This window comes from Roseivivax sediminis (assembly GCF_900112685.1).
GTDB lineage: Bacteria > Pseudomonadota > Alphaproteobacteria > Rhodobacterales > Rhodobacteraceae > Roseivivax > Roseivivax sediminis.
The window spans coordinates 200,910-211,731 of the sequence record NZ_FOMS01000003.1; the positions used below are offsets into that span (position 1 = coordinate 200,910).

Sequence of the window (10,822 nt, forward strand, 5' to 3'; positions counted from 1 at the left end):
GGCGGAAGTACTTTCGACGAGAAGAAGCAGGGGCGCGGCGCGATGACCTGGCCGCCCGGCCATGAAAGGCGCGTGCTCGCGAGTGTCGATAGCACGATGGCGGAGGCGGCGCGCCGGTCGGCAGTGCTGGCCGGTCCCGAATGGATCCTCGCAGAGCGGCAGCAGGCGGCTAGGGGGCGCCGCGGCCGCACCTGGCGCATGCCGGAGGGCAATTTCGGCGCGACGCTTGCGATGCCCGTGAACGGTGCCGCGCCGGTCGTGGCGCTGCGCAGTTTCGTTGCCGCTCTGGCACTCTTCGACACCTTCGTCGCGGTGACCGGGCGGGCCGAGCCCTTCGCGTTGAAATGGCCGAACGACGTGCTGCTGAACGGCGGCAAGGTCGCGGGCATCCTTCTGGAGACGCATCAGGGCGGCCGTGTGCTGGCGATCGGCTTCGGGGTGAATCTTGTCGAGACGCCCGCGCCTGGCGAGGTGGAAGAGGGCGCGCTCGCTCCGGTGTCGCTGGCGTCCGAGACTGGGGCGGCGGTGGCGCCGGAGGTGTTTCTCGATCATCTCGCCGCGGCCTATGCGCGGCGCGAGGCCGATTTCCGAACCTACGGTTTCGCCCCTGTACGCGAGGCCTGGTTGGCCGGAGCTGCCCGTCTCGGGCAGAGCATCACCGCGCGCACCGGCACGTCCGAGACCACAGGCACCTTCGAGACGGTAGATCCCTCCGGCAATCTCGTGATTCTGACCTCCAAGGGCCGCGTCGCGATCGCCGCGGCCGACGTGTTCTTCTGAAAGCGGGGCCGGCCATGCTCCTTGCCATCGACTGCGGCAACACCAACACCGTCTTCTCGATCTGGGACGGGACAGAGTTCATAGCGACCTGGCGTACGGCCACGGAGCATCAGCGCACTGCCGACCAGTATTACGTCTGGCTGTCGACGCTGTTGAACCTGACGGGAATCGATGCGGACATCACCGATGTCATCATCTCCTCGACGGTGCCGCGCGTGGTCTTCAACCTGCGGGTTCTCGCAGACCGGTATTTCGGGACCCGTCCGCTGGTCGTCGGCAAGCCCGACTGCCCGCTGCCCGTGGACGTGCGCGTCGATGCCGGCACGCAGGTGGGCTCCGACCGCCTTGTAAATACCGTGGCGGGCTACGATCTCTACGGAGGCGACCTGATCGTCGTCGACTTCGGTACCGCGACCACCTTCGATGTGGTCGATCATGACGGCGCCTATGTCGGCGGAGTGATCGCGCCCGGGGTGAACCTGTCGCTCCAGGCGCTGCACGAGGCCGCCGCGGCATTGCCGCATGTGGACATTTCAAGACCCCAGGCCGTGGTGGGCACCAATACGGTGGCCTGCATGCAGTCGGGGATCTTCTGGGGATATGTGGGTCTCATCCGCGAGATCTGCGCACGGATAAAGGCCGAACGGGAACGGCCCATGAAAATCATCTCGACCGGCGGGCTGGCGCCGCTCTTCCAGCAATCCGAGGAGCTCTTCGACGACTTCAAGGACGATCTGACGATGCACGGGCTGACCGTCATCTACCGACACAACACGACATAAAGAGAACAACGACCAAATGAACGAAAACCGCATCATCTACCTGCCCCTCGGCGGGGCGGGCGAAATTGGCATGAACGCCTACGTGTACGGCTACGGCAAGCCCGGTGAGGAGGAGCTGATCCTCGTCGATCTTGGCGTGACCTTCCCGGATATGGACGGCACGCCCGGCGTGGACCTGATCTTCCCCGACATCGCCTGGCTGGCGGAGCGGCGCGATCGACTGAAAGCCATCTTCGTCACCCACGCGCACGAGGACCATGTCGGTGCCGTCGCGCATTTCTGGGAACGGCTGGGCGCGCCGGTCTACGCGCGCGCCTTCACCGCCAACATCGCCCGGCGCAAGTTCGAGGAGCAGGGCCTGAAGCCGGAGACGGTGCTGACCGCTTCGCCCTGGCCCGAGACGGTGAAGGCCGGCGCCTTCGGGGTGAGTTTCCTGCCGATCTCGCACTCGATCCCCGAAAGCTCCGCGCTGGTGATCGACATACCCGAGGAGCGGCTGATCCATACCGGCGACTTCAAGATCGACCTGACGCCGGTGGTGGGCGAACCCTTCGAGCGCGCCGCTTGGGAAGAGGTCGCCAAACCCGGCGTGAAGGCGCTGATCTGCGATTCGACCAACGTCTTCTCGACCCACGAGGGCCGGTCCGAGGCGACCGTCGGCCCGGAGATCGAGCGGCTTCTCTCCGAGGCGCGTGGCATGGTCGTCGCGACGACCTTCGCGTCCAACGTGGCGCGACTCAAGACTCTGGCGGAGGCGGGCGAGAAGGCCGGCCGCTCCATCGTTCTGATGGGGCGCGCGATGCGCCGGATGATCGAGGCGGCAGTGGAGACAGGCGTTCTGCGCGGTTTCCCGTCGACCGTGCCGGTGGAGGAGGCGGGCCAGATCCCGCGCGAGAACCTCATGCTGATCGTGACCGGCAGCCAGGGCGAGCGGCGCGCCGCGTCGGCGCAGCTCGCGCGTGGCAAGCATCACGGGATGGAACTGAAGGAGGGCGATCTCTTCCTTTTCTCCTCCAAGACCATTCCGGGGAATGAAAAGGGCGTGATCCGGATCATGAACCAGCTCTCCGAGAAGGGCGTGGACGTCGTGGATGACAATGCCGGGCGCTATCACGTCTCGGGCCACGCCAACCGGCCGGACCTCGAGGCGATGCACGACATCGTCAAGCCGCAGATCGTGGTGCCGATGCACGGCGAACACCGGCACCTGCGCGAGCATGTCAAGCTGGCAGAGCGGCGCGGCCTGCAGGGCGTTCTGGCGGTGAACGGCACGATGGTGGAACTGTCGGGCAACGCGCCGAAGGTGGTTGACTACGTCGAGACCGGGCGCACTTATCTTGACGGGTCGGTGAAGGTGGGCGCGCTCGACGGCGTTGTGCGCGACCGGATCCGCATGGCGCTGAACGGGCACGCGACGGTGACGCTGGTCGTTGACGAGGACGACGAGGCGCTCGGCGATCCCTGGGTCGACCTGATGGGCCTGCCCGAGACCGGGCGCTCGCGCCAGCCGCTCGTGGAGGTCCTGGAAGAGGAACTTGCTGCGGTGGTCGCGCGGGCGGGCAAGAAGACGCTGGCAGACGACGACAAGCTCGAAGAGACGCTGCGCCGCGCGATTCGCAACGGCGCGCAGGACGAGATCGGCAAGAAGCCCGAAGTGACCGTGGTGATCAGCCGGCTGTCCTGAGCCGGGGAGGGCGCATGCGCAGGTTCCCGACGCTGCCCTTTTTCTCGTTGCAAGTACTTTCGGGGAGCGCGAGGGGCGGATAGCCCCTCGCTCGTCGGTAGCCAGCCCCGTGCGCGTCAGTCGGCCGCGTCGCCTCCGATGCGCATCCGCCGCGCGTCCTCTGTGGTCAGCACGGCGCCGCCATATCCCCAGGCACCGCTCTGGATCTCGTGGATCCGGACGGAGGTGTTGGCCTGCAGCGTTTCGCCGGCCACCGATCCGAACCCTTCGGTCACCGCTGTGATGATCCGTGCCTTTTCCTCCGCGGAGAAGACCCCCGTCATGACCTGAATGTCGATCGCCGGCATCGCTCCCTCCCTTGACCGCCTCCGATTCGGCGAAAGTGTGGGCGGCTTGGCGGCTCAGACAAAGAAAAAAGCCGTGCGGTGGACCGCACGGCTGCATCTTTCTCAGCGCTGCTGCTACGGATCAGCTTGCGCGGCGCTCCTCGAAGCTCATCGCGATGAAGGAGGGCAGGTGGTCGCCCATGCCGACGACTTTGTTGTCGTCCTTGTCGGACTTGCCCCGGTCCTTCGATCCGCCGCGCGACCGGCTGCGGCCGCCCGAGCCCTTCTCGGGTTTTGCAGATGTGGCCGGTTTCTCTGCAGTCTTGGGCGTCTGCGCGGGCTTCTCCACAGTCTTGGAGGGCTCCGCGGCGGTTTCCTCGGTCTTCTGGGGTGCCGCTTCGGCGTCGCTCTTGGTTTCGGCCGATTTCTTGGGCTTGCCCGGGTCGTCGAGGCGCGCGATCTCCTTCTGGAGCAGCTTCTCGACATCCTCGAGGTTCTTTTCGTCCTTGGGCGCGCAGATCGTGATCGCCTTGCCCTCGCGCCCGGCACGCCCGGTGCGACCGATGCGGTGTACGTAATCTTCCGCATGCGAGGGGACGTCGAAGTTGATCACGTGGCTGACCGACGGCACGTCGAGCCCGCGCGCGGCCACGTCAGACGCGACGAGAATCTTGAGCTCCCCCTGGCGGAAGCCTTCCAGCGTGCGGGTCCGCGTCGACTGGTCGAGATCGCCATGGATCGGCGCGGCGTCTACGCCGTATTTCTTCAGCGACTTCGCGACCACGTCGACATCGACCTTGCGGTTGCAGAAGACGATGGCGTTGGTCAGCTTCTCGCCTTCCTCCTCGATGATCTTGCGCAGGGTGCGGCGCTTCTCGCTGTCGGCGCGGTCGCGGCGCGAGCCCTTGAACATGACGACATGCTGGTCGATCGTCTCGGACGCGGTCGCCTGACGGGCAACCTCGATCCGCACAGGCGCCTGCAGGAAAGTGTTGGTGATGCGCTCGATCTCGGGTGCCATGGTCGCCGAGAAGAACAGCGTCTGCCGGGTGAACGGCGTGAGCGAGAAGATCCGCTCGATATCCGGTATGAAGCCCATGTCGAGCATCCGGTCGGCCTCGTCCACGACCATCACCTCGATCCCGGTCAGCAGGAGCTTGCCGCGCTCGAAATGGTCGAGGAGCCGCCCCGGCGTCGCGATCAGCACGTCGACGCCCTTGTCGATCAGGAGATCCTGCTCCTTGAACGACACGCCGCCGATCAGGAGCGCCTTGGTCAGCTTCACGTTCTTGGAATAGGTGTCGAAGTTCTCCGCCACCTGGGCGGCAAGTTCGCGCGTGGGGCAAAGCACCAGGCTGCGCGGCATTCGCGCGCGCGCCCGTCCTCGGGCGAGCTTGGTGATCATCGGCAGCGTGAAGGAGGCCGTCTTGCCGGTACCGGTCTGCGCGATGCCGAGGACGTCCTTGCCCTCGAGCGCCGGCGGGATCGCGCCCGCCTGGATCGGGGTGGGGATGGTGTAGCCGGCCTCTTCGACCGCCTGCAGCACCTTGGGGCTGAGATTGAGTTCGTTGAACTGTGTCATATGTATCCGCTTGCTGCGGACAATTTCCTCTGCCCGCGCGTCTGATCGTCGTGAGGCCCGTAGCGACCCCGGATGGCGACGGGCGGTCCCGTCTCTTGCGGCCCTCTGAGGCCTTCCTGTCGGCGCCCGCCGGGCGCCGCGTCTTTGGCGCGCCTGGGACGCTCCGTCCGTCCTGATGGGGCACGTAGCCCGCAAGCGGCCAACGTCAGCCACTCCGCGCGGGTCTGTAAACAAAAGAGGCTGTTGCGTCAACGCGATCTGCCTTCGAGGTCAGACTTCGGCGTCCACGATGCCGGGAAAGTGTGTCCTGCGCAGCGCGGTGGGCGCGAAGGGCAGGCGCCGCAGCAGCCCCTCGCGCTCCAGTGCGGCGCAGAGCGTCGGAGTCGCGGTGGCGACATCCTCGAAGAAACGGCGCAACGCGGCCTCGCCGCCCTCGGCTTCGATGCGGCGGAAAAGATCGTGCAGCGACAGCGCGTCGGGGCCGCGCACCTGCGGCTTCAGTTCCGCGCGGTAGGACCCGCGGGCCAGGCGAAAGCGGTAGGCGGCGAGGAAATGGTCCCAGCTTTCGGCGTGCAGATGCGCCAGCGCGATCTGCGGCAGTTCCACCATGCCGGGATTCTGCTCGCCCGCGCGAAAGACATTGTGGATGCGGATCTGCACACCCTCCGCCCCTGTGCGGAAGAACAGCTTGCCGGCGACGTGGCTGAGGAAGCCCCCCGAAAGATGATCGGCCCAGTCCGGGAAGCAGGCCCGAGCCGCCGCCGCGCGCCGCGTCTGATCGAGATGCAGCGCCTTGAACGAGCGGGTGCCTGGCATGTCTCCGGCACCGGGGGCGAGCGCCTCCATGGGCCGGACCCGGGTGCAGAAGACATCTCCTGGCAGGGCCGACAGCACCTCTTCGACAGGCCGTTCCGGCACGAGGAACTCGTCCACGTCGATATGGGTCAGCCAGTCGACTTCCGTCCGCCGGCTGTAGGCGTGGCGCGCGTTCCGCGATTGCCGCGCCTGGTGCGCCTCGGGGCGGCCGCCGCGTTTCTTCCAATAGGCGTCATCGGTGCGGACGACGCGCAGCCTGGGATGGGCCGACAGCGTGGCCTCCGTCTCCGGGTCGGGCTCGTCGAGATAAAGGTAGATCCGCTGCGCCCCGAGCTCCAGGTGCCAGGCGGCGAAGTCGAGCACCGCTTCCAGCGCCGCGTTGGTGGTGCAGACCGCGCCCCAGCGGTTCATGCCGGCACCGTTCCGAAGACCCGTGCCACCGCGGCGTCGAGGTCGAGCGGATGGTCGAGCAGCATCCCGTGCGCCGCGAGCCGCGCGCGCAGCTCAGGCGTGTCGCGGCAAACCTCCTCGAAGAAAGCGCGCAGGCCGTCCTCGCCTTCTGTCTCGTCGAGGAATGCGAGGATATCGGCGAGGCCCATATCGGCGGGATCCTCGTTGCGCTTGCGGTAGGACCCGTGGCTGCGTCGGAACTCGAGGTGGTCCCGGAAATGCGCCCAGCTCGGCGCGTGAAGGTGGCCCAGGTGCACGCCCGACAGCTGTGTCTTCGTCTTCAGATGCACGCCGTCGCGGCGCAGCGCATGGATGCCGAAGCGGATGTCGCCCGGCTGCCCGGTGCGGACGAAGACCTTGCCGGTGACGTGGCTCAGGAAACCGCCATAGAGGTGCAGCCCGAAGGTCGGGTAGATGTCCTGAACGACGGCCTTGGGCTGTCCGGCGCCCTTGTGGGTGAGCTTGAAGTGCCTTGCCGGTCCCCCCGCTTCGAGCGCCAGCAGTTCTGCCGGCACGATGCGGGCGAAATCGGTGTCCTCGTGCAGCTCCGACAACGCCTCCGCCACCGGACGGCGAGGCAGCAGGAACTCGTCCACGTCGATATGGCCCAGCCAGTCGAGCCCGGCGCCGGCGCCGTGCAGCACCTGCGTCGCCACCCAGGCCTGGCGCAGCTGATGCGGCCCGGGTCGAGGCTTGCCGGCCCGTTCCCAGTATGCCGTGTCACAAACGGTAACCCGGATCTTCGGATGATCGCCCAGCCGCGCGACGACCTCCGGCTCCGGCGCGTCGAGGAAGATGTGCAGCTCCGTTGCCCCAAGCTCCAGGTGATGCGCGGCAAATCGCAGCACGTCACGTGAGGGCGCCTTGACCAGCGACACCAGCCCCCAGCGCAGCCGCGCCGCATCGGGCGCCGGGCGCGCCGACGCGGGCCGCGTGTCCTTGCGCGCCTTGCGCTGGCGCATCACCTGCAACCGGCCGAAAAGCGTTCCGGGATCGTGGATCAGCATGTCGAGGAGCCGCATCGCCGGGGGGCCGATCACCGGATCGGCCTCCGCCTCGCGCCAGAGCCGGCCGATCAGGTTGACGTCGAGTCCGCCCGAGGTGAGCGAATAGGGTGCCATCTCCATCGGAAGCGGTGCCGCGACGCGCCGGTCGAGCGGGTGGGGCGTCTCGGGCGTCGTGCCGGAATGCAGCCGCTCGAACTCGTAGAGCTTCATCGCCCCCATCAGCGTCGACAGCGCCAGCCCGAGGCTGCGCTGCGCCGTCGTCGCCCCGTGATCGCCGAAGGTGGAGAGGGACGACACCAGCCACCGCGGATCGAGCGTCTCGGTCAGGTCCGCGCCCTGTTCGGTCCAGATCCGCTGGAACAGCGCCGGCGCATGGTCCGGCCAGTCGCGCTTGCGCAGATGCGCGATCACCAGCCCGTTGAGGCAGGCAAGTTCACTCTGCCCGGTGAACTCCTTCCGCAGGGCGTGCCGCTTGCGGTGGTGGTCCGAGCGGAAGGGCGGCGCCTCCCCCGGATCGGTATCGGGGTCGCACACGACCGCGTCCGCGAGGGCCGCGAGGTCCGTCTCCAGCGATCCCAGCGCCTCGCCCGGCGCAAAGGAGAGCGGCGCCCGCCGCTCTTCCATCCGGGACAGCAAGACCGGCATGCCGCCGGGATAGACCGGGGAACGATCATCATGGCTCATGCCGCAAAATCTGCGCGACCCACGCGGCCGAAACAAGGAAAGACAGGGATCAAACCGCGGCATTCCGCGCCGGCATCCCGGCTTCTTCGGGCCGCAAATACTCCGGGGGTGCAGGGGGCGGAGCCCCCGCCGGCGGGGCGCCGGGGCTCGCGCGGCGCCGCGTCAGTTCCCGCGCCAGATCCACCCGCCGCCGAAGATGCGCGTGCTGTCGGTGTCGTAGAAGACACAGGCCTGTCCCGGGGAGACGCCTTCTTCGGGCGTGACCAGCTCCACCTCTGCCTCGGTTTCCGAGACCGGCCGGATCACCGCCTCGCGCGGGGGACGGGTGGAGCGGACCTTGACCGCCACATGCCATTCGGCGCGCGAGGTCAGGGGCGCGTCGCCCAGCCAGTTGATCTCGCGCACCGGCACGGTGCGGGTGGCCAGCATGTCCTTCGGCCCGACGATCACGCGGGCATTGTCCACGTCCAGTTTCACGACGTAGAGCGGCTCCGAGAGACCGCCGATGCCGAGCCCGCGGCGCTGGCCGATCGTGTAGTGGATCACACCGTCGTGCCGGCCGAGGAGACGTCCGTCGGCATGCACGATCTCGCCCGGATCGGCAGCTCCGGGGCGCAGTTTCTCGATCACGCTGGCATAGTCGCCGTTCGGCACGAAGCAGATATCCTGGCTGTCGGGCTTGTCGGCCACCGGCAGCCCGTAGCGCTCTGCCAGCGCCCGGGTGTCCGCTTTGGAGGCCAGGTGCCCGAGCGGGAAGCGCAGGTAATCGAGCTGCTCGCGCGTCGTCGAGAACAGGAAATAGGATTGATCGCGCTGCGGATCGGCGGCGGAGTGCAGCTCCGCCCCCGTCGGCCCGGTCTTGCGCTGGATGTAGTGCCCCGTGGCCATGCAATCGGCGTCAAGGTCCCGGGCCGTCTCCAGCAGGTCCTTGAACTTCACCCGTTCGTTGCAGCGGATGCAGGGCACTGGTGTTGCGCCGGCAAGGTAGCTGTCGGCGAACTCGTCGATCACCGCGTCGCGAAAGACGTTCTCGTAGTCGAGGACGTAATGCGGAAAGCCCATGGTTTCCGCCACGCGCCGCGCGTCGTGAATGTCGAGACCCGCACAGCACGCGCCCTTTTTTGCCAGCGCCGCCCCGTGATCGTAGAGCTGGAGGGTCACGCCCACGACGTCATAGCCCTCTTCCGCCAGTTGCGCGGCCACGACCGAACTGTCGACACCGCCGGACATGGCGACGACGACGCGCGTGTCGGACGGCGGCTTGGGCAGGCCCAGCGAATTCAGCGGGGCGCGGTCGAGGGGCATGGCGGTCTCCTTGGAATGCGGCGGAAATATAGGAAAATCCAAGGCAATCTCAAGGGTGTGGTTCATCGCGAATTAAGCGTCTGGCGCCATTCATTTCCGCGCAGCCAAGGGTAATGCCGCCATGTACCTGAAAAAAATAGACGGGCCGCGTGCCGTGACCCTCCCGAACGGAACGGTAATGACGCGCGCCGACTTGCCGCCGCCCAGCACGAAGCGCTGGGTCGCCTCGCGCAAGGCGGCCGTGGTGCGCGCGGTCGTGCACGGATTGCTGACCGAAGCGCAGGCGCAGGACCGGTACCAGCTCAGCGAGGAGGAGCTGGCTTGCTGGATCCGCGCGATGGCCGATCACGGGGAACGCGGATTGAAGGCGACGAGTGTCCAGAAATTGCGACAAGGGTAAATTGTTTACACCTCTAGGGAACTTTGACTACGCTCATGCAACGGGAGGTAATAGGAAGTTAACCATTAGACGTCATTGAAGTGCCCTAGGTTACCTGTACACGGAGTTTGGACAATGCGCGTCCTCTTGATTGAAGATGACCCCACAACGTCCCGCAGCATCGAGTTGATGCTGACCCGGTCGAACCTGAACGTATATGCCACGGATATGGGTGAAGAGGGGGTCGATCTTGCCAAGCTCTACGATTACGACCTGATCCTGCTCGACATCACGCTACCGGACATCACCGGTCACGAAGTGCTGCGCCAGCTGCGCACGTCCCGGATCTCCACGCCTATCCTGATCCTGTCGGGCAACGACGATACCGAAAGCAAGCTCAAGGGGTTCGGTTTCGGCGCCGACGACTATCTCACCAAGCCGTTCCATGCCGACGAGCTGGTCGCGCGCATCCACGCGATCATCCGCCGATCCAAGGGGCATGCGCAATCGGTCATTCGCACCGGCAAGATCAATGTGAACCTTGACGCAAAGACGGTGGACGTCGCCGGCCAACCGGTGCACCTGACGGGCAAGGAATACCAGATGCTGGAGCTTCTGAGCCTGCGCAAGGGCACGACGCTGACCAAGGAGATGTTCCTGAACCACCTCTACGGCGGCATGGACGAGCCCGAACTCAAGATCATCGACGTCTTCATCTGCAAACTGCGCAAGAAGCTGTCCGAGGCCACGGGCGATCCCAGTTACATCGAGACCGTGTGGGGCCGCGGTTACGTACTGCGCGATCCCGAACAGGACGGCGAAAGTGCGGACGACCCGGTCGCCATTCGGGCCTGACCGCGCCTTATACTTGCCGACGAACCCGATCTCTCGGCACAGTAGAGCGGAGCCACGCCATCGGCTGCGGATCTTCCGGCGGTGACCTGATCGCAGATGACGGCCTCGGTCCACTGGACCATGGCAGCTCTCCGACCTATCACGAGGTCGGAGAAACGAAGGGCAGAAGGCC

General features: G+C 66.5%; 10 protein-coding genes. 5 read left to right on the top strand and 5 right to left on the bottom strand.

Going from position 1 to position 10,822, the window contains the following annotated elements:
• Positions 1-42: 42 nt before the first annotated feature.
• The 3 genes from F3H57_RS06595 to F3H57_RS06605 are packed head-to-tail and all read left to right on the top strand — an operon-like array spanning position 43 to position 3,246.
• On the top strand, positions 43-780 hold the full coding sequence (locus F3H57_RS06595) for a biotin--[acetyl-CoA-carboxylase] ligase (RefSeq protein ID WP_149755097.1): 738 nt from the start codon (positions 43-45) through the stop codon (positions 778-780).
• 14 nt (positions 781-794) lie between these two features.
• Positions 795-1,562 carry a type III pantothenate kinase gene (locus F3H57_RS06600; protein WP_149755098.1) on the top strand — a complete coding sequence of 256 codons (768 nt, stop codon included), beginning with the start codon at positions 795-797 and terminating at the stop codon, positions 1,560-1,562.
• Positions 1,563-1,578: 16 nt separating this feature from the next.
• Positions 1,579-3,246 carry a ribonuclease J gene (locus F3H57_RS06605; protein ID WP_149755099.1) on the top strand — a complete coding sequence of 556 codons (1,668 nt, stop codon included), beginning with the start codon at positions 1,579-1,581 and terminating at the stop codon, positions 3,244-3,246.
• 116 nt (positions 3,247-3,362) lie between these two features.
• Here F3H57_RS06605 and F3H57_RS06610 read toward each other — a convergent pair whose 3' ends face one another.
• The 5 genes from F3H57_RS06610 to mnmA all read right to left on the bottom strand — a co-directional run bounded on the left by F3H57_RS06610 (position 3,363) and on the right by mnmA (position 9,416).
• The gene (locus F3H57_RS06610; protein WP_149755100.1) at positions 3,363-3,593 is read right to left on the bottom strand and encodes a tautomerase family protein; all 231 of its coding nucleotides are present in this window, start codon (positions 3,591-3,593) and stop codon (positions 3,363-3,365) included.
• Between the two features lie 121 nt (positions 3,594-3,714).
• A complete protein-coding gene (locus tag F3H57_RS06615) occupies positions 3,715-5,154 on the bottom strand; it encodes a DEAD/DEAH box helicase (RefSeq protein ID WP_149755101.1) in 1,440 nt (479 codons plus the stop codon).
• A 270-nt stretch (positions 5,155-5,424) separates the two neighbouring features.
• Complete coding sequence (locus F3H57_RS06620) at positions 5,425-6,381, bottom strand: glycosyltransferase family 2 protein (protein ID WP_149755102.1); 957 nt, start codon at positions 6,379-6,381, stop codon at positions 5,425-5,427.
• Entirely contained in the window at positions 6,378-8,111 is a 1,734-nt protein-coding gene (locus F3H57_RS06625) for a glycosyltransferase family 2 protein (protein ID WP_149755103.1), read from the bottom strand. The genes F3H57_RS06620 and F3H57_RS06625 overlap by 4 nt, the downstream gene beginning before the upstream one ends.
• A 162-nt stretch (positions 8,112-8,273) precedes the next feature.
• Entirely contained in the window at positions 8,274-9,416 is a 1,143-nt protein-coding gene (mnmA, locus tag F3H57_RS06630; RefSeq protein WP_149755104.1) for a tRNA 2-thiouridine(34) synthase MnmA, read from the bottom strand.
• Between the two features lie 121 nt (positions 9,417-9,537).
• Here mnmA and sciP point away from each other — a divergent pair, with 121 nt between their 5' ends.
• Positions 9,538-9,816: a CtrA inhibitor SciP gene (sciP, locus tag F3H57_RS06635; RefSeq protein ID WP_149755105.1), complete on the top strand. Its 279-nt coding sequence runs from the start codon at positions 9,538-9,540 to the stop codon at positions 9,814-9,816.
• A gap of 114 nt (positions 9,817-9,930) precedes the next feature.
• Positions 9,931-10,650 carry a response regulator transcription factor CtrA gene (ctrA, locus tag F3H57_RS06640; protein ID WP_149755106.1) on the top strand — a complete coding sequence of 240 codons (720 nt, stop codon included), beginning with the start codon at positions 9,931-9,933 and terminating at the stop codon, positions 10,648-10,650.
• Positions 10,651-10,822: the final 172 nt, after the last annotated feature.

Coding starts and splice junctions, on each gene's coding strand:
- F3H57_RS06595 (WP_149755097.1), top strand. CDS start 43: ATGACCTGGCCGCCCGGCCATGAAAGGCGCGTGCTCGCGAGTGTCGAT.
- F3H57_RS06615 (WP_149755101.1), bottom strand. CDS start 5,154: ATGACACAGTTCAACGAACTCAATCTCAGCCCCAAGGTGCTGCAGGCG.
- F3H57_RS06600 (WP_149755098.1), top strand. CDS start 795: ATGCTCCTTGCCATCGACTGCGGCAACACCAACACCGTCTTCTCGATC.
- F3H57_RS06625 (WP_149755103.1), bottom strand. CDS start 8,111: ATGAGCCATGATGATCGTTCCCCGGTCTATCCCGGCGGCATGCCGGTC.
- F3H57_RS06610 (WP_149755100.1), bottom strand. CDS start 3,593: ATGCCGGCGATCGACATTCAGGTCATGACGGGGGTCTTCTCCGCGGAG.
- mnmA (WP_149755104.1), bottom strand. CDS start 9,416: ATGCCCCTCGACCGCGCCCCGCTGAATTCGCTGGGCCTGCCCAAGCCG.
- F3H57_RS06620 (WP_149755102.1), bottom strand. CDS start 6,381: ATGAACCGCTGGGGCGCGGTCTGCACCACCAACGCGGCGCTGGAAGCG.
- F3H57_RS06605 (WP_149755099.1), top strand. CDS start 1,579: ATGAACGAAAACCGCATCATCTACCTGCCCCTCGGCGGGGCGGGCGAA.
- sciP (WP_149755105.1), top strand. CDS start 9,538: ATGTACCTGAAAAAAATAGACGGGCCGCGTGCCGTGACCCTCCCGAAC.
- ctrA (WP_149755106.1), top strand. CDS start 9,931: ATGCGCGTCCTCTTGATTGAAGATGACCCCACAACGTCCCGCAGCATC.